The organism is Thermomonas alba (assembly GCF_022419205.1).
Taxonomy (GTDB): domain Bacteria; phylum Pseudomonadota; class Gammaproteobacteria; order Xanthomonadales; family Xanthomonadaceae; genus Thermomonas; species Thermomonas alba.
In genome coordinates, this window is the sequence record NZ_JAJOZU010000001.1 from 284,811 (window position 1) to 307,715 (window position 22,905).

A 22,905-nucleotide genomic window follows, 5' to 3' on the forward strand; every position below is an offset into this window, starting at 1 on the left:
CATGCAGTACGGCACCGTGAAGTGGTTCAACGACGCCAAGGGGTACGGATTCATCGCGCCCGAAGATGGCGGCGCAGACGTGTTCGTGCATTTTTCCGCGATCGACGCCAAGGGCTTCCGCAGCCTGCAGGAAGGTCAGCGCGTCAGTTTCGAAGTACAGCAGGGGCCAAAAGGGCTGCAGGCGGCCAGCGTCAAGCCGGCATGAATCGCTGAATCAGTCCAGGATTTGCAGATTTTCAAAACCCCGCCGCATGGCGGGGTTTTTGTTGCGTGAACTTGTTGTACCCAGTCGCAGGCTGAAGCCGCGCATATAAAAAAACAGGGCCCGCGGAAGCGGGCCCTGTTCGCGTCGAATGCGTGGAAGAAGCAGATTACTTCTTCTCGCCCTCGGCGGCCGGAGCAGCCGGAGCCTCAGCAGCCGGGGCAGCGGCGTCGGCGGCCGGAGCGGCAGCGGCGTCGGCGGCCGGAGCAGCGGCGGCGTCGGCGGCCGGAGCAGCGGCGGCGTCGGCGGCCGGAGCAGCAGCCGGGGCAGCGGCGTCGGCAGCCGGAGCGGCCGGAGCCTCAGCAGCCGGGGCAGCGGCGTCGGCAGCCGGAGCAGCTTCTTCCTTCTTGCAAGCCGACAGGGCCAGGACGCCAGCGGCCAGGAGCACGAAAAGCTTGTTGTTCATTGGGACTCTCCAGAGGGTTGACTGATGGAACAGTTGGAAGTGGAACTTCAGGCAACGCCAGTGCGCTTAGCGTACCGGCTTGCACCGGTGGGTCGTTCACTGACTTACGTTTTTCCCGGTCGCCCGGGGCACGAAAAAGCCGTCGCGACTCCGACGGCATTTTCGGATTCTAGCAGCAATGCGCCGGCAAAACGCTCCGCCGACGATTACTTCTTGGCTTCTGCCGCAGTAGCCGCCTTCTCCGCTTCGTCGGCCGCTTTCTGGGCCTGTTCCGGAGTGGCAGCAGCGTCGGCCGGAGCCGCTTCCGCCGCCGGCGCTGCGGCCGCATCGGCCGCCGGAGCTTCGGCAGTGGCATCGGCCGCTTGGGCGGCCGCGTTGTCGGCAGCAGCCTGCTCGGCAGCCGGGGCTTCATTACCGGCAGCAGCGGTGTCGGCGGCGGGCTCGGACTTGCTGCAGGCAGTCAGGGCCAGGCCCAGGGCCATTGCCAGCAGGATCTTGTTGATCGACATGTTGCGGTTTCCTCGTCTTAAGTGGGGCAACGCTAAAAATAGCGCGCCCTATCATGATGACGTGCTGGTGTCGCGTGTCAAGCGGTTGGCCGAAAATTTCTCGCTCAGCCGTTTCGCGCGGCGGTTGTCATGCCAGCTCGATCGCCACCGCGGTGGCCTCGCCCCCGCCGATGCACAGCGAGGCGACGCCGCGCTTGCCGCCGCGTGCCTGCAGCGCATGCAGCAACGTCACCAGCAGGCGCGCACCGGAGGCGCCGATCGGATGGCCCAGTGCCAGCGCGCCGCCGTTGACGTTCAGCTTCTCGTGCGGGATGCCGAGGTCGGTCATCGGCGCCATCGCCACGCAGGCAAACGCCTCGTTGACTTCGAACAGATCGACGTCGGACACGTTCCAGCCGGCCTTGTCGAGGACTTTGCGGATGGCCGCCACCGGCGCGGTGGTGAACCATTCCGGCGCCTGCGCATGGGTGGCATGGGCGACGATGCGGGCCAGCGGCCTGACGCCGGCGGCGGCCGCGGCCTCGGCGGACATCACCACCAGCGCGGCGGCGCCATCGGAGATCTTGGAGGATGAGGCGGCGGTCAGGACGCCGTCCTTGCCGAAGGCAGGGCGCAGGTCCGGGATCTTGGCCGGATCGATCTTGCCCGGCTCCTCGTCCTTGCTGACCACGACCTCGCCCTTGCGGGTCTTGACCGTCACCGGCGCGATCTCGGCGTCGAACGCGCCGCTGGCCTGGGCCGCCTGCGCGCGGCGCGCGCTTTCCGCGGCATAGGCGTCGATGGTTGCGCGGTCGTAGCCGTACTTGCCGCAGGCCATGTCGCCGAACACGCCCATCGCTTTGCCGTCGTAAGGGTTGGTCAGGCCATCGAAGGCCATGTGGTCGAGGAACTCGGCGCTGCCGTAGCGGATGCCGGTGCGCGAGCCGTTGAGTAGGTGGGGCGCGTTGGTCATCGACTCCATGCCGCCGGCGACCACCGCCTGCGCGGAGCCGGCCTGGATGATGTCGTGCGCCAGCATCACCGCCTTCATGCCGGAGCCGCAGACCTTGTTGATGGTGGTGCAGCCGGCCGCATCCGGGATGCCAGCCATGCGCGAAGCCTGACGCGCCGGGGCTTGACCGAGGCCCGCCGGCAGCACGCAGCCCATGATCACTTCGTCCACCTTGTCCGCCGGCAGGCCGGCCTGCGCGAGCGCGGCGGCGATGGCGGCGCTGCCGAGCACGGGCGTGGGCGTGCCGGTGAACTGGCCGAGGAAGGAACCGATGGCGGTGCGCTTGGCACCGACGATGACGACATCGCGCATGGGAAAGCTCCGGTATGCCTGTGGCCGTGGGGGCCGGGAAATCCCGATTATGGCGCGAATCGAGCCCGCATGGCGCATGGCCACGTGTGCGGCGGCGTTGCATCCGAGAGGGTGCCTGACTTACAACTTCGATCGGTCGAGGTGCGGTGCCATGGGGGTGCCGACCTCCGGGGAGCCATCCACATGCCGATGAACCAGTTCTTTCCTGCGCGCCGCCCTATCGCGGCGCTCCTGCCGTGCGCGATTGCGCTGCTGCTGGCCGCTTGTGGCGGTGGTGGCGGCGCGGTGCGGTCTACGCCGCCACCATCGCCGCCCACCACGCCGGGCGGCGGTATCGGTTTCACGCCGACCGTGGCCATCGACAGCAGCCTCGTCGTGAACCCGCCGGCCATCCCCGCGCTGGCTGGGCCGGCCAGCCTGCCGCAATACAGCCAGCACCTGGTGCTGACGAATGCCGCCGGCGCGCTGGGCGCGGGGCTGAAGGGGCAGGGCGTCACCATTGGGCTGGTCGATACCGGAGTGAGCCGGCAGCACCCGGCGCTAACCGGGCGGGTGACGGCCAGCTTCATCCACGTCAACCCGAATACCAACGACACCAGCGTGGACGACGTGGTCGGGCACGGCACGGTGGTCGCGGAGATGGCCGCCGGCAAGGGCATCGGTAGCTGGGGCGGCGGGGTGGCGCAGAACGCGAATATCGTGTCCTCGCGCATCATCAGCGATTCTCCGCCGCCGGATGACGGGTCGGGTGCCGGCAACGAGATCCACGCCGGCGAGGGCTACGGCGATTTCTTCCAGGCCGTCAATACCGAACTGGCCAATGCCGGCGCGAAGATCATCAACAACTCCTGGGGCGGGCTGTACTGGAACGACCCGGCGTTGACCACCGAGCTGGCCAATGCCTGGCGCGATTTCGTGGTCAACCGTGGCGGCATCATCGTGTTCGCCAACGGCAACAGCGGCGGCGACCCGCGCTATGCCAGTGAGCCGTCCGACAACGCGCGCCTGCCCACGCTCGCCAACGATGCGCAGCTGGAAAAAGGCTGGCTGACGGTCGGCGCGCTCGATCCCAGCAACCCGACCCAGCTCGCCTCGTATTCGCAGCAGTGCGGTAGCGCGATGAACTACTGCCTGGTGGCGCCGGGCAACGTGGTCTTCATCGATCCGCAGGCCAAGGTCGGCGATGCCAGCTATGCGCTGTACCAGGGCGGCGGCACCTCATTCGCTGCGCCGCAGGTGGCCGGCGCGGCCGCGGTGGTGTGGTCGGCCTTTCCGTATCTGAACAACGATCAGGTGCGGCAGCTGATCCTGGGCGGGGCCAAGGATCTCGGCGCGCCCGGGGTGGACCCGGTGTTCGGCTGGGGTCTGCTGGATGTCACCAGGGCGGCGATGGGCCCCAGCAACTTCGCCTGGGGCGATTTCAGCGTGGCGTTCTCCGGCAACTCGGTCTGGCGCAACGAGATCGTCGGCAGCGGCGGGCTGATCAAGGGCGGCAGCGGCATTCTCACGCTGGCCGAGGCGGGCAAGTTCAGCGGCGACACCCGCGTCGATGCCGGCGGGCTGGACGTGCGCAAGGGGCTGCGCGGCAATCTCGCGGTGGCCGATGGCGCCACCGTGTGGGCCAGCGGGGCGTTCGGCGGCAACGTCGCCAACAGCGGCCGGTTCCTGGTCGGGGCGAGCACGCCGGCGAGCATCGCCGGCAACTTCCAGCAGTCGGCCAGCGGCAATCTCGGGGTGTGGCTGGGCAGCCCGCTGCAGGTAGGAGGCAGCGCCAGCGTGGCCGGGACGCTGTCCATCCTCGGCGTGCGCAGCGGCTACACCACCAGCGCCAAGGAAACCCTGCTCAGCGCCAACGGCGGCGTCAGCGGCAGCTTCGCCAGCCTGAAGGCGGCGTCGAACGTGTTTCTCGATGCCAGCCTCGGCTACGACCCCACCCACGTGTTCCTGAACATCAACCGGATCGACGTCAGCAAGGCGGTGGCGGCGCTGGGGTTGACCGGGGTGGCCGTGCCCAGTGCCCTGCGCATGGAATCGGCGATGCGGGCGATCGATGCCCAGCTCGGCGGGATTGCGCCTGGCGGCATCGGTGCGGCCTTCATCGACGCGGCCGGGGCGTTCCAGCAGGCGACCAGCGCGGAGCAGGCCTCGCTGTCGCTGCGCAGCCTGTCCGGCCAGCTGCACGGCGCTTCGCTGGCGCTGACGCTGGAGGGCATCGAAGCCGGCCGGCGCGCGCTCGATCAGCGCCTGGATGCGCTGACCCTGGCCCCGGCCCGCAGCGGCGGCTGGTATCGCGACCTCGCTGGCGGTGGCCAGCTGGCGCAGGCCGGGTTCGACACGGTGACGCTGGACAGCCGCGGCACGCTGGTCGGCAACGACTGGCGGCTGGGCGACTCGGCCCTGCTGGGGCTGGCGATCGATCACCAGCAGCAGGTGAGCTGGCTGGGCGCGCTGGGCGACCGCAGCGCCGGCGTGCAGCGCGAGGTGCAGCTGTACGCGGCGGCCTGGCGCGGGCCGTGGCAGGCGCGGGTACAGCTGGCCAGCGGCAGCTTCCAGCGCCAGATGCAGCGCAGCCTGCTGCTGGGCGGACTGCAGGACCACGTCGGCAGCCGCCTGTCTGGCGACTATCTTGGGCTCGCGTTCGAACTGGCGCATCGGCTGCAGGCCGGGCCGCTGGTGCTGCGTCCATACCTGTCCGGCGACTACGTGCGGGTGGCCAACGACGGGTTCGCGGAAGCCGGCGCCACCGGCTTCGGCCTGCAGGCGCCCGCCTGGGACGGCCGCCGCTGGCAGGCCGGCGCCGGGCTGCGCGCCGAGCGCAGTTGGCGCGTGGGCGATGTGCAGTGGACGCTGGACGCGCGGATGGAGTGGCAGCGCACGCTGGCGAACGCTGGCACCGCCTTCGATGCCAGCTTCACCGGTCTTGCGCAGTGGGCGCCGCTGCAGGGCATGGCGCTGTCGCCTCGGGCGCGCCAGTTCGGGCTGGGGCTGGGCGCGCAGTTCGGCCGCCACGGCCTGCTGCGCTTCGACCTCGGCCGTCGCGACGACGGCCTGCGCCAGGCCGGCATGGCCCAGCTGCAGGCCGGCTATCGATTCTGAGCAAGGCGCCGCTGGGGCGTGCATACTCATGCCGGGGCGCGGACCCCGGCATCCGGGTCGCTGCACCTGGGCTCAATTCTTGCCGGCGATCGGGATGATCGAGCGCACCGTCACCTGCTGGCCGTCGGGCGTGGTGAATGTCGTCTGCGCGGTCTGGACGTAGCCCTGCTTGGCCTCGGCGGCCAGTTGCATGTCGCCGGCGGCGCGGTCGGCTTCGCGGGCAGCCGCGGTCATGCGCACGCCTGCCGCGGTGGCATTGAGATCGGCGGCCACGGCATTGGCGGCGGTCGCGGTCTCGGCCTGATGGGCGACGGTTTGCTCGGCGTTGCCCTTCTTCTGCGCGTGCGCGGCCTGCTGCGGTGCGGGCTGGGCGGCCAGGGCGGAGGCGCTGGCCAGCACCAGGGCGCCCAGCAGCAGGGTGCGGGTGATCGGGGCCAGACGGGTCTTCATGGCGTTCTCCATCGGTGTTTGTGGGGGCGTGGGGCCAGGCCATGCCGGCGGCGGTTCCACGTGGCCAGCATCCGACCGCGCCGGTTAATCGCGCATGCACCGTGGATGAAAGATTGGTCATGATCCGGCCACCTGTCGGGCCGATGCAGGAAGCACGAAGCCCGCCGGAGGGGCGGGCTTCGCGGGGTATTACCGGTGCCGTCGTGGCCGTCAGTGGTTGCCGGCGAACAGTTCGCGGCCGATCAGCATCCGACGGATCTCGTTGGTGCCGGCACCGATGGCGTACAGCTTGGCATCGCGCAGGAGGCGCCCAGTCGGGTATTCGTTGATGTAGCCGTTGCCGCCCAGCGACTGGATGGCTTCCAGCGCCACCTGCACCGCCGCTTCGCTGGCATGCAGCAGGCAGGCCGCGGCATCCACGCGGCTCTTGTGGCCGGCGTCGTAATCACGTGCCACCTGGTAGGCGAAGGCGCGGCTGGACTGCAGCGCGGTGTACATGTCGGCGATCTTGGCTTGCATCAGCTCGAAGGTGCCGATCGGCTGGCCGAACTGGCGACGCTCGCGCACATAGGGCAGGGCGATGTCCAGTGCCGCCTGCATCAGGCCGATCGGGCCGCCGGTCAGCACCAGGCGCTCGGTGTTCAGGCCGCTCATCAGCACCTTGACGCCGTTGTTGACCTCGCCCAGCACGTTTTCCTGCGGGATCTCGCAGTTCTCGAACACCAGCTCGCAGGTGTTGCTGCCGCGCATGCCCAGCTTGTCCAGCTTCTGCGCGGTGGAAAAGCCCGGCATGCCTTTTTCGACGATGAAGGCAGTCATGCACTTGCTGCCGAGCTCGCGGCTGGCGGTGCGCATGTACACGATCAACACGTCGGCATCGGGGCCGTTGGTGATCCACATCTTGCTGCCATTGGCCACCCACACATCGCCCTTCAGCTCGGCGCGGCAGGCCATCGAGCCGACCACGTCGGAACCGGCGCCGGGCTCGCTCATCGCCAGCGCGCCCACCCACTCGCCGCTGCACAGCCGCGGCAGATACTTGGCGCGCTGCGCCGGGGTGCCGTTGGCGTAGAGATTGCTGACGCACAGGTTGGAATGCGCGCCATAGCTCAGGCCGACCGAACCGGAGGCGCGGCTGATCTCCTCCATCGCCACCAGGTGAGCGAGATAGCCCATGCCGCTGCCGCCGAACTCGGTGGGGGCGGTCAGCCCCAGCAGCCCCATCTCTCCCAGCTTCGGCCACAGATCGGGCGGAAAGGCGTTGTCGGCGTCGATCTGCGCTGCGCGTGGGGCGATCTCGGCCTCCGCGAAACGGCGCACTGCCTCGCGCAGGGCATCGATATCTTCACCGAGGGGAAACGAACGCATGGGAACTCGCTCAGCAGTGGCCAGGATGCGCGGGGCCCGCATCGGCTGGCCCCGCAGGATTACGCAGGCGGCATCGGGATGGATGCCGCGCGATGGAGTGCTCAGTTGCCGCGGATGCGGCCCTGGAAGCGGGTGCGTCCGCGGCCCATCGGCAGCTTCAGCTTGCCGATCTTTTCGATGCGCTCCTCGGCGAGGCGGTCGGCGGCCTTGTAGGTCGGGATGCCGTCGCGGTCGGAGATTTCGTAGATGCGGGTCAGGTTGTGATAGATCGTGCGCATCATGCGCATCGCGCGCTCGCGGTTGTAGCCGTCGAGTTCCAGCGCCACGTTCATGACGCCGCCGGCGTTGACGGCATAGTCCGGCGCATACAGGATGCCGCGCCGTTGCACTTCGTCACCGATTTCGTTGTTGGCGAGCTGGTTGTTGGCCGCGCCGCAGATCACCTTGCACTTCAGGCGTGGCAGAGTCTGCTCGTTGATGGTTCCGCCCAGCGCGCACGGCGAATACACGTCGGCCGGCACGTCGTAGATCTCATCCAGCCCCACGGCCTCGGCGCCGTATTCGGACACCGCCTTGTCCACCAGCGCCGGGTTGATGTCGGTGACGAAGATCTTGGCGCCGCGTTCCTTCAGCAGCTTCACGTATTCCATCCCGACGTGCCCCAGGCCTTGCACGGCATAGGAATATTTGCCGACTTCCTCGTTGCCGAACTTCTTGTTGAGGGTGGCCATCAGGCCCTGCAGGGTGCCGTAGGCGGTGAACGGCGAGGGATCGCCCGAGCCGCCGTGCACCTGATGCACGCCGGTGACGTACTCGGTTTCGCGGTACACGTACTCCATGTCGTTGACGTCGATGCCGACGTCCTCGGCGGTGATGTAGCGGCCGCCAAGGGAGTCCACGAACTGGCCGAAGGCGCGGAACAAGGCTTCCGACTTGTCCTTGGCCGGATCGCCGATGATCACCGCCTTGCCGCCGCCGATGTTCAGGCCGGCCACGGCGTTCTTGTAGGTCATGCCGCGCGAGAGCCGCAGCACGTCGTTGAGGGCTTCCTGCTCGCTCTTGTAGGGCCACATGCGGGTACCGCCCAGCGCCGGCCCCAGCACCGTATTGTGGATGGCGATGATCGCCTTCAGGCCGGCGTCCTTGTTGTGGCAGAACACGACCTGTTCGTGGCCGTAGGTGTCGAGCGTCTCGAAGATCATGGCAAAGCTCCGACCGGCGTCGCGCGAGGCGCGGCTGCAGGCACAGGTGAGAGGGAATGTTGAACCGCGGCAGGGCAAGCCGCCCGTCGCAGCCGTGCATTTTAAGCCATCTGCTCCGCGCGATCCGGCATACGTGAAGGTATGGATCGGAGGCTGCCCATTCAGCGGGATGTCGGTGGTGCTTTGAACCCTGCACAGGGATCCGGCCGCGCCGCCGCTGGGATGCGTTCCACTGCATCGAACATGGCGGCATCCGTCGTCGGTTCCAGAAAGCCGACGGCGCGTGCATGCAGGCCCTGGTGACGCAGCCAATACGGCACGGCGATGTCGCGGCGCACGTGGCCGTTGCCGGCGATCAGCACCACGCCTTGGCCGGCATGCACGCGCATGGTTTCGGCCATCACCACGTCGCGCGCGATCTGCGCTTTCGCCATCGGCGCCACCAGCGCCTCTGGCAGCGCGCCGCAGTGACTGTTGCGGACTTCCGCTGCCTGCGCGGCTAGTACCTCGGCGGGCACGTCGTCCAGCCGGTAACGGATGACGAGTTCCGCCGGCAGCGCGGCGGCCAAGCCGTCCTTGACTATTTTCGAGGCATCGCCGCGCGAGAGGTTGGCGGCATACAGCGGCAGCCTGTACTGCAGTGCCAGCGCGATGATCGGCTGGTAATACGCCCAGGTCCAGCCGGCTGTGGCGGGCGCGGCACGCGCAATCACGCAGCCGGCATCCGCGCACTCGCGCATCGCTGCGTCCAAGGCAGGCTGCTGGGCGATGTCGAACTGCTCCATCGCGATCGCCGGACGCCAGCCCGCTTCGAGTTCCTTGCGCAGCAGTGCGGCGCGCGCGGCATGGCCGGCCGCATTGTCATGCACCTCGCCGAGCAGCAGGAGACGCGGCGGACTGGCAGCTGGCGGCGCGTTCCGGCAGGCGGTGGCGGAGAGGATCGCAAGCAGGGCAACGAAGAGCAGGAACGTGCGCAGGCGCATGGCGAGAAAGGCGAGCAAGGCGACGGCCCATGCTACCCCGCGCGCTACAATCCGCAGGTTGTCATGATTTCGTGGATGCCCCGCCGATGAGCACCCCCGCCCACCACATTCCCGCGCCGCAGCCCGATGCCACTCCGCTGCGCTTCGTCACTGCCGCCAGTCTGTTCGATGGTCATGATGCCGCCATCAACATCATGCGGCGCCTGATTCAGGCGCAGGGCGCAGAAGTGATCCACCTCGGACACAACCGCAGCGTCGAGGACGTCGTGCGCGCCGCGCTGCAGGAGGATGCCGATGCGATCGCGCTGTCCAGTTATCAGGGCGGACACGTCGAATACTTCAAGTACATGGTGGACATGCTGAAAGCGCGCAATGCCGCGCATATCCGCGTGTTCGGCGGTGGCGGCGGCACCATCACTCCAGAGGAGATCCGCGAGCTGCAGGCCTACGGGGTTGAGCGCATCTACCACCCTAACGATGGCATGCACATGGGGTTGGTGGCGATGATCGAGGATGTGATCAAGCGCGCAGAAGCCGCTCGCTTGCCCGCCGCAATGCCGCATCAGGTCGCGCTCGATGATGACATCGCGATCGGGCGCATGCTCTCGGCGATCGAGGATGCGGTCGTGCCTGACGCCGAGCTGGCGCGCCTGCGAAAGGAATGGCAGCTGGCCGGCCACAAGACGCCGGTGCTGGGCATCACCGGGACCGGCGGCGCCGGCAAGTCGTCGGTCACCGACGAGCTGCTCAACCGCTTCCTGGCGCAGTTCCCCGGGATGCGCATCGCCGTGATTTCGGTGGATCCCACTCGCCGTCGCACTGGCGGTGCCCTGCTCGGCGACCGCATCCGCATGAACAGCCTGCGCAGCCCGCGCGTGTTCATGCGTTCGATGGCGACCCGCCGCCAGCACGCCGCGACCAATGCAGTGCTGAAGGACTGTATCGGCTTTCTGAAGTCGCTGGGGTTCGATCTGGTGATCGTGGAGACCGCCGGCATCGGCCAGAGCGATTCGGAGATCGTGGATCTGGTCGATTTCCCGGTCTATGTCATGACCTCCGATTTCGGCGCGCCCAGCCAGCTCGAGAAGATCGACATGCTGGACTTCGCCGAGCTCGTCGTGCTCAACAAGTTCGACAAGCGCGGCGCCGAGGACGCGCTGCGCGACGTGCGCAAGCAGTGGAAGCGCAACCGCGCAAGGTTCGACCTCAAGGACGAGGAGGTGCCGGTCTATCCCACCATCGCCAGCCAGTTCAACGATCCTGGGCTGAACTGGATGTTCGTCAATCTGTGCCGCCTGCTGCGTGAGAAGCTCGCGCTGCCGGCCGAGCGCTGGACGCCGCATCTGGACACCTCCTTGAGGGAGCCGCGCGCCACCGTGCTGATTCCCGGCAACCGCGTGCGCTATCTGGCCGAGATCGCCGAGCAGGGCCGCGCCATCAATGCCCGCATCGAGTCGCAGGCGGAGATCGCCGACCGCGCGCAGTCGCTGTGGGAGGCGCTCAAAGAGTTGGGCGATGCCGCGCTGCCCAAGCCGCTGGATCTGTACCCGGCAGAAGCCCTCATCGAGGGCGACGACCGCAGCCTGAAGACCCTGCGCCAGCGCTACAACGACGCCATCCAGTCGCTGGATTCCGAGGCGCTGAAGCTGCTGCGCGACTGGCCGGCGCGCCTGAAATCCATCACCGCGCCGGTCAACGAATACCAGGTGCGTGACAAGACCATCCGCGTGGAGAACTACCGCGAGTCGCTCAGCCACCAGCAGATCCCCAAGATCGCCGCGCCCACCTACAAGGCCTGGGGCGAGCTGCTCACCTTCTTGCAGAAGGAAAACCTGCCGGGCTACTACCCCTACACCGGCGGCGTGTACCCGTACCGCCGCACCGGCGAGGACCCCATCCGCATGTTCGCGGGCGAAGGCACGCCGGAGCGCACCAATCGTCGCTTTCACTACCTCAGCCTCGGCCAGCCGGCCGCGCGGCTGTCCACGGCGTTCGATAGCGTCACCCTGTACGGCGAGGATCCCGCCGAGCGTCCGGACATCTACGGCAAGATCGGCAACTCTGGCGTCAACGTGCCCACGCTGGACGACATGAAGAAGCTGTACTCCGGCTTCGACCTGTGCGCGCCCACCACCAGCGTATCGATGACCATCAATGGCCCGGCGCCGATCATCCTGGCGATGTTTCTGAACACCGCCATCGATCAGCAGGTGGAGAAGTATCTGAAAGCGGATCCAGCGCGCTGGGCCGAGGCCCAGGGGAAGATCGACGCCCTCTTTGAAGGCAAGCCGCGCCCGCGCTACGAAGGTCCGCTGCCGGAAGGCAACAATGGCCTGGGGCTGGCCCTGCTGGGCGTCACCGGCGACCAGCTAGTGGACGCCGAGACCTACGCGCAGATCAAGGCCGACACGCTGAAAACCGTGCGCGGCACCGTGCAGGCCGATATCCTCAAAGAAGACCAGGCGCAGAACACCTGCATCTTCAGCACCGAGTTCGCACTGCGCATGATGGGCGACATCCAGCAGTACTTCGTCGATCACCAGGTGCGCAACTTCTACTCGGTGTCCATCTCCGGCTACCACATCGCCGAAGCCGGGGCGAACCCGATCAGCCAGCTGGCCTTCACCCTGTCCAACGGCTTCACCATCGTCGAGTACTACCTGGCGCGCGGGATGAAGATCGACGACTTCGCGCCCAACCTGAGCTTCTTCTTCAGCAACGGCATGGACCCGGAGTACACCGTCATCGGGCGCGTGGCCCGCCGCATCTGGGCGCGCGCCATGCGCGAGCGCTACGGCGCCAGCCCGCGCAGCCAGATGCTCAAGTACCACGTCCAGACCAGCGGTCGCTCCCTGCACGCGCAGGAGATCCAGTTCAATGACATCCGCACCACGTTGCAAGCGCTGTATGCATTGTTCGACAACTGCAACAGCCTGCACACCAACGCCTATGACGAGGCCATCACCACGCCGACGGAAGAAAGCGTGCGGCGCGCGGTGGCGATCCAGATGATCATCAACAAGGAGCTGGGGCTGAACTTCTGCGAGAACCCCTGGCAGGGCAGCTTCATCGTCGGATATCTCACCGATCTGGTCGAAGAGGCGGTTTACCGGGAGTTCGAGGCGATCAGCGAGCGCGGTGGCGTGCTGGGTGCCATGGACACCATGTACCAGCGCGGCAAGATCCAGGAGGAGAGCCTGTACTACGAGCAGAAGAAGCACGACGGCAGCCTGCCCATCGTCGGGGTCAACACCTTCCTGCCCAAGGAGCACGGCGGCGACATCGTCACCGAGATCGAGCTGATCCGCTCCACCGAGGCCGAGAAGCGCCAGCAGATCGAAAATCTGCATGCCTTCCAGCGCAACCGCAATGCACATGCCCCGCACGCGCTGCAGCGGCTGCAGGCGGCGGCGCGGGAGCGCCGCAACGTGTTTGAATCACTGATGGAGGCGGTGAAGACACACTCGCTGGGGCAGATCAGCCACGCACTGTACGAGGTGGGCGGAGAGTACCGGCGCAACATGTAGCGCGGCCAGCGCCAGCGCTGGCAATGAAAAACCCCGGCTTGGCCGGGGTTTTTCGCGTTCATTCGGTGGTGGGCGGTGCAGGGATCGAACCTGCGACCCTTGCCGTGTGAAGGCAATGCTCTACCGCTGAGCTAACCGCCCCAAGTGAAGCGCGCATTGTACATGAATGGCGCGGCCAGGCAAGAGGGCGTGCGCGTAGCGGACGGGCCGACAGTGATGGGTGAACGAAGGGGATCGCGACGCGGGGTGATGAGCGTGAGGGTGGGCTGCATGTTCAGCTTGCGCATCGCGGTCGACCCCGCATAATGCAACATCCTTGGGAGAGAGGGTGACGCATGCGCAACGGCTTGCTGTTCTTGTTGGTCCTGATGCTGGTCTTGGGGATCTCGGGATGCGCCAGCGACGGCGCCGCCCGCGTCGGCCAGGCCAATGCGGTGACCGGCCATGCATTGCCGCCGCCGGATACCACCACGGCTTCCGGCGCCTATGAAGGCACCACCGACTACCGCATCGGCGCCCAGGATCTGCTGAGCATCAGTGTGTTCGGGGTGCAGGACCTCGACAAAGAAGTGCGGGTGAACTCCAACGGCCAGATCTCGCTGCCGCTGGTCGGCACCGTGCAGGCCGGCGGCAAGACGGTGCCGGAACTGGAGGCAGAACTGGCGCGGCGCTATGCCGACGGCTACCTGCAGAACCCGCAGGTGACGGTGTTCATCAAGGAATACACGAGCCAGCGCATCACCTTGGAAGGCGCCGTCAACAAGCCCGGCATCTATCCACTCACGGGCAAGACCACCTTGCTGCAGGCCATCGCGCTGGCTGGCGGGCTCGACGACAAATACGCCGATCTGGGTGGCATCGTGCTGATGCGTCAGGTCAATGGCAAGCGCATGGCGGCGGTGTATGACCTGCGCCAAGTGCGGCGCGGTATCGTCGAGGACCCGCAGGTATTTGGTGACGATATCGTGGTCGTCGAACAATCGGGCAGTAAGTCTGCCTATCGCCGCTTCATCGAGAGTGCGCCGGCCATCGGCGTGTTCCGCTGGCTCTTCCCCTGACCGATCACGGACGATTCCGGAATGACTGACGATCGTTTGCCCGCCGGCCCTGCCGGTGATGACAGCCGCCTGCCGACCCAATCCGAAGTGCGTGCGGCTGGCGCGTTGGCCGAGCGCAGGGCCGGCGCCGCGTTGGCGCTGGAACTGCACGAAGAGCAGCGGCGTGACGAGGACGAGATCGATCTGCTCGCCTTTTGGCACATCCTGGTCAAGCGCCGCCGTCTGATCGTGGGCGTATTGGCAGCAGTGGTGGCCTTGGCGCTGCTGTACACCCTGACGGCCACGCCGATCTATCGGGCAACGGCCGTCCTACAGCTGGAAAAATCGGGGATTCAGGTTCTGCCGGTCAATGGGATCCAGCCCGGAGACAGCATCGGCTGGGATCCGGAGTTCCTGCAGACTCAATACGAGCTGATCAAGAGCCGCGCGCTCGCCGAGCGCGTCGCCAACGAACTCGACTTGGATCCCGCCACTCTGCAGCGGCTCGAGGATCCGGGTTGGCTCGGGCGCATGCTGGGCTTGCTGCAGCCGAAAAAAACGACGCCAGCCAAGGCCAAGCCTGGGACAGGGGAGGCTCGTCGCGATGCGTTGCGGCAGATGCGCGAGGTGGCCGGGATCATCAGCGCGGGGCTTAGCGTGGAGCCCATCCGCGATTCAAGGCTGGTGCGCATTCATTTCGACAGCCCGTCTCCGGAGTTTTCCGCGCGCGCCGCCAACGCGATCGCCGAGGGCTACATCGCCGCGGGATTGGAGCGGCGCTTTGGCGCATCTTCATACGCAAAAACTTATTTGGAAGAGCAGCTCAAGTTGGCCAAGGCCCGACTCGAGGACTCTGAGCGCAAGCTGGTCGAGTTCGCGCAGAAAGAGAATCTGGTCAATACCGGAGAGCAAGGACAGTCGCTGGCGGCTCAGAACCTCACCCAGCTCAATGCCGCCCTGGCCACCGCCCAGGATCAGCGCATCCGTGCGCAGGCACGCTGGCAGCAGGCGGCCAGCGGCGCGATGCCGGCCGACATGCTGGCCAACTCCAACGTGCGTGCGCTGCAGCAGCAGAAAGGGCAGCTGCAGGCGCAGTACCAGCTGAAGCTGCAGACTTTCAAGCCGGACTATCCGGAGATGCTGCAGCTCAAGAGCCAGATCGACGAGTTGGACCGACAGATCGCCAAGGAGTTTGACGCCATCCGTGCCTCGGTCAAGGCCGAATACGACGCCGCGGTCAGGCAGGAGCAGATGCTCACCGGGCAGATCGCCGCCCTGCGCACGCAGGCGCTGGACGTGGATGGACGCAGCATCCAGTACAACATCCTCAAGCGCGAGGTGGACACCAACCGCCAGCTCTATGACGCGCTGCTGCAGCGCTACAAGGAAGTGGGTGTGGCCGGCGACGTGCGCGCCAACAACATCTCCATCATCGATCGCGCGGAAGTGCCCACCAGCCGCTTCAAGCCCAGCCTGACCCTGAACCTGGCGATCGGCCTGCTGCTGGGCGGCGTGCTCGGCGTGTTGCTGGCGTTCCTGCTGGAGTTCCTCGACGACACCCTGAAGACCCCGGAGGACATCGAGCAGAAGCTGAAGCTGCCGGTGCTCGGCATCATTCCCAAGCTCGGGCCGAAGGAGAGCGTGGCAGAGGTCGCGGCCAATCCGCAGTCATCATTCTCGGAGGCGTATCGCTCGGTACGCACGGCGCTGCAGTTTGCTACCGACCACGGCGTGCCCAAGACCTTGCTGGTCACCAGCAGCGGGCCCGGTGAGGGCAAATCCACCACTGCCCTCGCGTTGGCGCGCAATCTGACCCAGCTCGGCAAGCGCGTGCTGCTCATCGATGCCGACCTGCGCAATCCGTCGCTGCACAAGACCCTGGGGCTGCGCCCCGAGTTCGGGCTGAGCAACCTGCTGGCGGGGGCCTGCGCTTTCAGCGATACCGTGCAATCCACTGGCGAGGCGCAGCTGGATGTGATCCTGGCCGGCCCCCTGCCGCCGAATCCTGCCGAACTATTGTCCGGCTCCAAGCTGATTTCGCTGCTGACGGTCGGGAGTGAGCGCTACGACCACGTCATCGTCGACGGCCCGCCAGTGCTGGGGCTGGCGGATGCCCCGATTCTCTCCAATGCAATCGACGGCACGTTGCTGGTCGTCACCAGCGCCAAGACCAAGATCAGCGCTGCGCAGGCCGCGTTGAAACGGCTGCTGGCGGCCCGCGCGCGGATCGTCGGCGCGCTGTTGACCAAGTACGATGCGCGCACCGCAGGCTATGGGTATGGCTACGGCTACCGCTACGACTCCTACTATGCGTATGGCGGCAAGCCGCGGTTGACCAAGGGGTGATCGCCGTGGCCGGCGCGAAGGGGAGCGCGCTGGAATGGGCGCTGGCACTGCTGCAGGTGCCGGGGCAGCGCTACCTGCTGCGGCAGAAACCGTTGCCCGACGGGATGGAGCAGTTGCTGGCGATCGCGGCCGGCAGCTCTCCCGAAGTCATGGCTCAGGCGGTGGCCGCGTTCGGGGAGAGCGAGGCGCGGTTGCGCGAGGCGGCGCAGTTCTACGCGCGTGAAGTGCTGTTCTTCCCCGAGGCGGATGCGTATCGCGTGCTCGGAGTGACGGCGGATGCCTCTTGGGATCGCATCAAGCTTCACCATCGTCTGCTGCAATCGTGGCTGCACCCGGACCGGCCGCATAGCGAGGAGGATGCCGCCTTCGCGGCGCGCGTTAATGCGGCTTGGAACCAGCTGCGTAGCCCGGAGCGCCGGCGTGTGTATGACCAGACGCGTCGATCTGGTGTGGTCGAAAACGCGAGGGCAGGCGCGAGCCAGACTGCTGCGATAGTGGTTCCGGCGTGGCGTTCTGTGCATGAGCCGCTGCCGATGGAACTGCGTTGGCGCCGGCGTCTTCCCATCCTGGCGCTGCTCGGCGTATGCGCTTTGTTGGCGGTGTTGGCAGTACGCGATCTGGCACGCGATCCGGAACCTTGGGATGTGCCAGCGCCTGAGGCGCAGGAAATCGCCAGCGTGAGTACGCAGGCAAAACCAGACGGCCCGTCCGCCGACGTCTTGCCGACGTCCAGGCGCGGCAAGCCGAATGCGCGCGCGAGTGCGATCGCGCCGCCGTCGAAGTTGCCGCCGCGCGCGCACCTTGCGCCGCAACGCATGCGAGCGATGCCGGTGCCCGTGCCTGCCGCGGCAGTGGCGGCGTCTGTGGAAACGAAGGCCGTCGCCGTCCCGGCAAGCGCGGTGGATACCCTGCGGCCAGAGGGTCAGCGACGCAGCGCTGCGCCCGTGATCGCCGCGTCTTCAACACTGCCTCCATCCGATGAGGGCGCGGCTGGCGAGCCAGAGATGCCGGCAGCGCGCGGCGATGCCGTTGCAGAGAGCGCGCAATCTGCCGTGCCCGGTTTCGACCGTCTGCAGGCGGCGCAGCAGGCAGGCGACATGCTGCTGCGCTACATGCGCGATCCTGACCGTGCCCCACCTCCGATTTGGAACAGCCCGCAGGTGGAAGACGAGGCCGACCGCCTGCGCCAGCGGCTGCACGCCCGCGGACGCGTGAGGCTGGCGCAGGCGAAATGGCAGATCGGCTATGACAGCGCCGGTCTGGAATCGGCCTACATCATCAGTGGAAACGCGCCCGCCAATGGCCAGTTGCGCGCGCGCCTGCGCTGGCGCGATGGCTATTGGCTGGTGACCGCGATTGCTCTGGATGGACTTCCATGACGGCGACAATGCGTAAAGGCATCCTGCTGGCCCTCTCCATATTCGCGCTGTGGATCGCATGGCGGATCTACGGCCAGCTGCGTGCAGAGCAGGCGGCCGCATCAGACCCGGCGCTGGCCCTGGATTGGCGCCCGGAGTTTTCCAGCGCCCTGTTGGCGCAGGCGGAACGCCAGCTCGCCGCAGGCGATCTGCAGGCGGCACAGGACAGCGCACGCCGGGTGCTCGCCAACTCCCCCTTGCGCGGGCAGGCGTTCCGGATCCTGGCGCAGGTGGCCGATCGCCGCGGCGATGCGGCGCAGGCGCTGCGCCTCTACCAGATCGCCGCCCGGCGCGCGCCGCGTGACTTGCCCAGCCGCGCTTGGCTGGCGCAGTACTATCTGCGGCAGGGGCGCCATGCCGATGCGTTGACGCAGATCGACGACATGCTGCGGATGGCTCCGCAACGCGCATCCGCGATCGTCCCCGTCCTGGTACGGCTGGCGTCCGATCCCGCCTTCGCTGTCGCCCTGGCGCAAAAATTGGCCGCACGACCGCCCTGGCGCGAGGGCGTGCTGGCGGCTCTGCGCAATCCGCAAACCGGGAACCCCGAGGCGGCGGGGCGCATCATGGAGATGCTGCAGGCGCAGGGCGGGTTGAGCGAGCCCGAATACAAGGACTGGCTCGACAGCCTCATCGCCCAGGGGCGCTGGGGCGAAGCCTATGCGCGCTGGGCCAGCCGCGTGGACAAACCTGGCGGCCGCCTGCCGCTGCTCTACAACGGCGATTTCCGCCAGCCACCCTCGGATGTGGGATTCGACTGGCGGACCCGGCGCATTCCCGGAGTGTTGCTGGACTTCGTGCCGATGGCGGGCGTTCGCGGACAGGCGGCTTATTTCAGCTTCCTCGACCGGCGAGTGCCAGAAGGGGGGCTGGGCCAGCCGCTGATGCTGCTTCCCGGCCGCTACCGGCTGACCTTTCGCGCCCGCGCAGCCGCTCTGCGCAGCGAGATGGGCCTGCAGTGGCAGCTGGTGTGCGCCGGGCCTGCCGGCGTGCTGGCGCGCAGCGACCCGCTGCAGGGCGACATGGGCTGGAGGACGTTCCAGCTTCAGTTCGAGGTGCCGGCCTCGGGGTGTCCCGGGCAGTGGTTGCGCCTGGTCAACCCGGTGCCGCCCGGCGCGGCCCAGCGCATCTCGGGCGAACTTTGGGCGACTGGTTTCACGCTCACGCCACAAACCTGAATGTCTCCAAATAAAGATGCGCAGTATTGACTCTTGTCTTGTGAGTCGCTAACTTCGAGTCCGCGAGTCGCCCCCACTCCAAACCAAGGATGATTGCCATGAACAAGCTCTCCGTCGCTCTGATCGCCGTCTGCATGGGGCTTGCCGCTCCTGCATTCGCCCAGCAGCAAAACAAGGACGATGACATCGTCATCCAGATCAACGCCGGCACGGCGATGACCAGCACCGGTGGCGACTTCATGACGGCTTCCAGCGGCCAGCCGGTCGTGGTCGGCGGGAAAGTCATGATCAACGCGGGCTCTGCAGCTACGCTGGTCTACAAGAATGGCTGCAAGATGGAGCTGCGGCAGCCGGGTGTGTACACCGTGCCGGCGGACTGCAAGGTGGCCGGTTGGGCCAACAATGGCGGTGCCTCTGGCGCCAACGCCGCGATCATCGCCGGCGCAGCCGCCCTCGGGGCCGCCGTGTTGGTCAACGAGAAGGACGTGAAGGTTGGCCCGCTCAGCGCCAGCATCCGTCACTTCTGATCTTCCGCGTCACCTCGTAGTGCTCACACGCAGGGCAGGCCGCAAAGCCTGCCCTGCTGCATTTGCGCCGCCTGCCAGTCGCCAAGCGCGCGCTCGGCCGGATATGCTTGGACGATGCTGACCGAATATGCCCATCGTGCCGTGTTGCCGGCACTGTTCCTGTTGCTGCTGGCCTGCTGGCTGGGCGGCGGCGTCACCGTGGATGACACCGGTATCGATGAGGGCCTGCAGCTGCTGGCGCTACCGGTGCTGCTGCTGGCAGTGTGGCGGCTGCTCATGGAGGGGGGCTCGCCCTGGGTGCGCGTCGGCGTCGTGGCCGCATTGCTGATTGTGCTGGTGCCGGCGCTGCAGCTGCTGCCGATTCCGATGGCGCTCTGGCAGCTGCCGCCGGCGCGTCAGGCGCTGGCGGCGGATCTCGCGGTGGCGAGTGTGCAGGTCAATCCGCACTGGAGCCTGACGCCCGCTTCGACCGAGCGCGGCCTGTGGGCGCTGCTGCCGGCGCTGGCGGCGTTCATGGGCGCGTGCACGCTCGATGCGCGCGAGCGCCGACTGCTGGTGCAGGGGGTGCTCGGGCTGGTCGTCTTCAATGTGTTTTTCGCGTTCTTCCAGGCCGGGTTGCCGCCAGACAGCCCGCTGCGCCTGTATCAGGACTTCAACAACGGGTTCGGCGGGCTGCTGGTGAACACCAACCACCAGGCCACCGCTTGCATCATCGGCATGGCCCTGGCGGTCGGGCTTGCGGCCGAGGCGCGTCTGCGCGAAGCGCGTGGGGAGCTGCGGCCGCGCCATCACTGGCGCTATCTTGCGTTGGCGGGATTTCTGCTGCTGATGGTGCCGCTGTCCACCTCGCGTGCCGGCATGGCGATTGCGCTGCCAGTGCTGGGGCTGGCGCTGCTGTCGACCGGCTGGCTACAGATCACCCGCTTGCTGCGGCATCCGCGCCGGCTGGTGATCGCACTGGGCGCTCTGGTGCTGGCGGTGATTGGGGTGCGTGCCGGCATGGGCTGGCTGGCCGTGGACGAGCTCGAGGAGATGCGCCATACGATGGCCCGCGCGGCGTTTGTCATCGGTCAGGCCGAGGCGCCCTTGGGGAGCGGCGTGGGCAGTTTCGTGCCTGCGTTCGAGCAGGCCGCGCCGGAGTCTTTGCGCTTGCCGCAGTACGTCAACCACGCGCACAACGAATATGCTCAGTGGTGGATGACCACCGGCTGGCTGGGAATCATGGCGTTGGCGCTGGTGCTGGGGGTGCTGCTGGCGGCCGCCTGGCGCGTATGGCATGGCGAAGGTCGGCAGGCGGCGCTGGCCGGCGCCTGCCTCACGGCGCTGGTGGCCGTGCTGGCGCATTCGTGGGCCGATTATCCGCTGCGCACGCTTACCTTGATGGCGACCTGCGGCGCCGTGGCAGGGGTGCTGATGGCGGCGCTTGCAGAGATGCGGCGGCGTTCATCCGTTCGCAATGTGCCGGAGCGGCCGCCTGGGGAGGCGGCTGCATAGCGCTCAGAATCTGCGCAGCGCGGGCATGAGTTGGGCTTGCAAATGCCTTGCAGGCTGGTTTAAGGTCGCCTTGTTCAACGGATGAACAGGGCCTGACATGCCGACCTCCCATGATGAGCTCCAGGTGGCCATCCTGCGCCGGCTCGAGCAGGCGCCGCAGGCCAGCCAGCGCGACCTGGCGCGGGAGGCGGGGGTTTCACTCGGCAAGCTCAACTATGTGCTGCGCGCCCTGATCGAGAAAGGCTGGGTGAAGGTTGGCAACTTCTCCCGCAATCCGGACAAGCTGGGCTATGCCTACCTGCTGACACCGCGCGGGATCGAGGCCAAGGCGCGGCTGACCCGCCAGTTTCTGGCCCGCAAGATGCGCGAATACGACCAACTGCGCGCGGAGATCGAGCGCCTGCAGCAGGAAGTGGCACGCGCCGAGCGCGACTGCGACTTCCAGCACAACGACGACGGCTGACGCGTTCGCGCAGCCGTTTTTTTATCACCGTGAGTCAATGGAGCCTGACCCGATGCAACATCTTCATGACGCCCGCATCGCCATCGTTGGCCTGGGCTACGTGGGCCTGCCGCTGGCGGTGGAGTTCGGAAAGCAGTACCCCACCACCGGCTTCGACATCAACCAGGCGCGGATCGCCGAATTGCGCCAAGGGCGCGATAGCACGCTCGAGGTGGAGCCGGAGCTGCTGGCCCAGGCCACCCGGCTGACTTTCACCGACCAGCTGCAAGACATCGCGGAGTGCAATGTCTACATCGTCACCGTGCCGACCCCGATCGACGCCGCCAAGCGGCCCGATCTCACGCCGCTGACCAAGGCCAGCGAGACCATCGGCAGCGTCCTCAAGCCCGGGGATACCGTGATCTACGAATCCACCGTGTATCCCGGCTGTACCGAGGAAGTCTGCATCCCCATCCTGGAGCGCGTCTCGGGGCTGCGTTTCAACGCCGATTTCTTCGTCGGCTATAGCCCCGAGCGCATCAACCCGGGCGATAAGGCCCACCGCGTCACCACGATCAAGAAAGTCACCTCCGGCTCCACGCCGGAAGCGGCAGATTTTGTCGATGCGCTTTACGCCAGCATCATCACCGCCGGCACCCACAAAGCGCCTAGCCTGAAGGTGGCGGAGGCCGCCAAGGTCATCGAGAACACCCAGCGCGACGTGAATATCGCCCTGATGAACGAGTTTGCCCTGATCTTCCAGCGCCTGGGCATCGATACCCACGATGTGCTGGAGGCGGCCGGAAGCAAGTGGAACTTCCTGCCGTTCAAGCCCGGTCTGGTAGGTGGCCATTGCATCGGCGTGGATCCGTACTACCTGATCCAGAAAGCGCAGAGCGCCGGCTATTACCCGGACATCCTGCTGGCTTGCCGGCGCATCAATGACGCCATGGGCACCCACGTCGCCGCCGAGGTGGTGCGCATGATGCTCAAGCGTCGGCTGCCGGTGGTCGGCGCGCGGATGCTCATTCTTGGGTTCGCGTTCAAGGAAGACTGCCCGGATCTACGTAATACGCGGGTGGCCGATCTGGTGCGCGAGTTTCAGGAGTATGGCGCGCAGGTGGATGTGCATGATCCGTGGGTGCATCCCCTCGAAGCCCAGCAGGAATATGGAATCACGCCGATCTCATCGCTCACCCACGAGACCTATGACACCGTCATTCTGGCGGTTGGCCATCGGCAATACCGCGAAATGACGGGTGCCCAAGTGCGTGGTTTGCTGCGCGAGCCGGCGATCGGCGTGGTGTATGACGTCAAGGGCGTGCTGCCGCGGGATGCGGTGGACGGGAGGCTATGA

Annotated in this window: 18 protein-coding genes and 1 tRNA gene; 11 read left to right on the forward strand and 8 right to left on the reverse strand. The window is 67.0% G+C overall.

Annotated elements, in window-relative coordinates:
- Window position 1: 1 nt before the first annotated feature.
- A complete protein-coding gene (locus ML342_RS01385) occupies window positions 2–205 on the forward strand; it encodes a cold-shock protein (RefSeq protein ID WP_240125115.1) in 204 nt (67 codons plus the stop codon).
- Between the two features lie 166 nt (window positions 206–371).
- Here ML342_RS01385 and ML342_RS01390 read toward each other — a convergent pair whose 3' ends face one another.
- The 3 genes from ML342_RS01390 to ML342_RS01400 all read right to left on the reverse strand — a co-directional run bounded on the left by ML342_RS01390 (window position 372) and on the right by ML342_RS01400 (window position 2,480).
- Window positions 372–668, reverse strand: a complete 297-nt coding sequence (locus ML342_RS01390; protein ID WP_240125116.1) for a hypothetical protein — start codon at window positions 666–668, stop codon at window positions 372–374.
- A gap of 206 nt (window positions 669–874) precedes the next feature.
- Entirely contained in the window at window positions 875–1,177 is a 303-nt protein-coding gene (locus ML342_RS01395; protein WP_240125117.1) for a hypothetical protein, read from the reverse strand.
- Between the two features lie 127 nt (window positions 1,178–1,304).
- A complete protein-coding gene (locus ML342_RS01400) occupies window positions 1,305–2,480 on the reverse strand; it encodes a thiolase family protein (RefSeq protein ID WP_240125118.1) in 1,176 nt (391 codons plus the stop codon).
- A gap of 183 nt (window positions 2,481–2,663) precedes the next feature.
- On the opposite strand from ML342_RS01400, the gene ML342_RS01405 reads away from it, so the two are divergent.
- Window positions 2,664–5,576: an autotransporter serine protease gene (locus ML342_RS01405; protein ID WP_240125119.1), complete on the forward strand. Its 2,913-nt coding sequence runs from the start codon at window positions 2,664–2,666 to the stop codon at window positions 5,574–5,576.
- A gap of 72 nt (window positions 5,577–5,648) precedes the next feature.
- Here the strand turns inward: ML342_RS01405 and ML342_RS01410 are convergent, their stop codons facing one another.
- From ML342_RS01410 to ML342_RS01425, 4 genes are all read right to left on the reverse strand, one after another.
- Complete coding sequence (locus tag ML342_RS01410; RefSeq protein ID WP_240125120.1) at window positions 5,649–6,026, reverse strand: hypothetical protein; 378 nt, start codon at window positions 6,024–6,026, stop codon at window positions 5,649–5,651.
- 210 nt (window positions 6,027–6,236) lie between these two features.
- Window positions 6,237–7,394 (reverse strand): isovaleryl-CoA dehydrogenase, encoded by a 1,158-nt coding sequence (locus ML342_RS01415; RefSeq protein ID WP_240125121.1) that lies wholly within the window; start codon window positions 7,392–7,394, stop codon window positions 6,237–6,239.
- A gap of 101 nt (window positions 7,395–7,495) precedes the next feature.
- Window positions 7,496–8,596, reverse strand: coding sequence for a Glu/Leu/Phe/Val dehydrogenase dimerization domain-containing protein (locus tag ML342_RS01420; RefSeq protein ID WP_240125122.1), 1,101 nt, complete (start codon window positions 8,594–8,596; stop codon window positions 7,496–7,498).
- Between the two features lie 161 nt (window positions 8,597–8,757).
- Window positions 8,758–9,597, reverse strand: coding sequence for a ChaN family lipoprotein (locus ML342_RS01425; RefSeq protein ID WP_240125123.1), 840 nt, complete (start codon window positions 9,595–9,597; stop codon window positions 8,758–8,760).
- Between the two features lie 68 nt (window positions 9,598–9,665).
- On the opposite strand from ML342_RS01425, the gene ML342_RS01430 reads away from it, so the two are divergent.
- Complete coding sequence (locus ML342_RS01430; protein ID WP_240125124.1) at window positions 9,666–13,106, forward strand: methylmalonyl-CoA mutase family protein; 3,441 nt, start codon at window positions 9,666–9,668, stop codon at window positions 13,104–13,106.
- Window positions 13,107–13,172: 66 nt separating this feature from the next.
- On the opposite strand, the gene ML342_RS01435 is transcribed toward ML342_RS01430, so the two are convergent.
- Window positions 13,173–13,247, reverse strand: a tRNA-Val gene (locus ML342_RS01435).
- A 194-nt stretch (window positions 13,248–13,441) separates the two neighbouring features.
- Between ML342_RS01435 and ML342_RS01440 the strand changes: the two genes are divergently transcribed.
- The 8 genes from ML342_RS01440 (at window position 13,442) to tviB (ending at window position 22,905) form a co-directional block, all read left to right on the forward strand.
- Window positions 13,442–14,164, forward strand: coding sequence for a polysaccharide biosynthesis/export family protein (locus ML342_RS01440; RefSeq protein ID WP_240125125.1), 723 nt, complete (start codon window positions 13,442–13,444; stop codon window positions 14,162–14,164).
- 21 nt (window positions 14,165–14,185) lie between these two features.
- Complete coding sequence (locus tag ML342_RS01445; protein ID WP_240125126.1) at window positions 14,186–16,489, forward strand: GumC family protein; 2,304 nt, start codon at window positions 14,186–14,188, stop codon at window positions 16,487–16,489.
- Window positions 16,490–16,494: 5 nt separating this feature from the next.
- Window positions 16,495–17,868, forward strand: coding sequence for a DnaJ domain-containing protein (locus ML342_RS01450; protein WP_240125127.1), 1,374 nt, complete (start codon window positions 16,495–16,497; stop codon window positions 17,866–17,868).
- Entirely contained in the window at window positions 17,865–19,085 is a 1,221-nt protein-coding gene (locus ML342_RS01455; protein WP_240125128.1) for a tetratricopeptide repeat protein, read from the forward strand. Before ML342_RS01450 ends, ML342_RS01455 begins: the two co-directional genes overlap by 4 nt.
- Window positions 19,086–19,174: 89 nt before the next feature.
- Complete coding sequence (locus ML342_RS01460; RefSeq protein ID WP_240125129.1) at window positions 19,175–19,612, forward strand: hypothetical protein; 438 nt, start codon at window positions 19,175–19,177, stop codon at window positions 19,610–19,612.
- 114 nt (window positions 19,613–19,726) lie between these two features.
- Window positions 19,727–21,106 (forward strand): O-antigen ligase family protein, encoded by a 1,380-nt coding sequence (locus ML342_RS01465; RefSeq protein WP_240125130.1) that lies wholly within the window; start codon window positions 19,727–19,729, stop codon window positions 21,104–21,106.
- A 97-nt stretch (window positions 21,107–21,203) separates the two neighbouring features.
- On the forward strand, window positions 21,204–21,569 hold the full coding sequence (locus ML342_RS01470; RefSeq protein ID WP_240125131.1) for a MarR family EPS-associated transcriptional regulator: 366 nt from the start codon (window positions 21,204–21,206) through the stop codon (window positions 21,567–21,569).
- 52 nt (window positions 21,570–21,621) lie between these two features.
- Window positions 21,622–22,905 carry a Vi polysaccharide biosynthesis UDP-N-acetylglucosamine C-6 dehydrogenase TviB gene (tviB, locus tag ML342_RS01475; RefSeq protein ID WP_240125132.1) on the forward strand — a complete coding sequence of 428 codons (1,284 nt, stop codon included), beginning with the start codon at window positions 21,622–21,624 and terminating at the stop codon, window positions 22,903–22,905.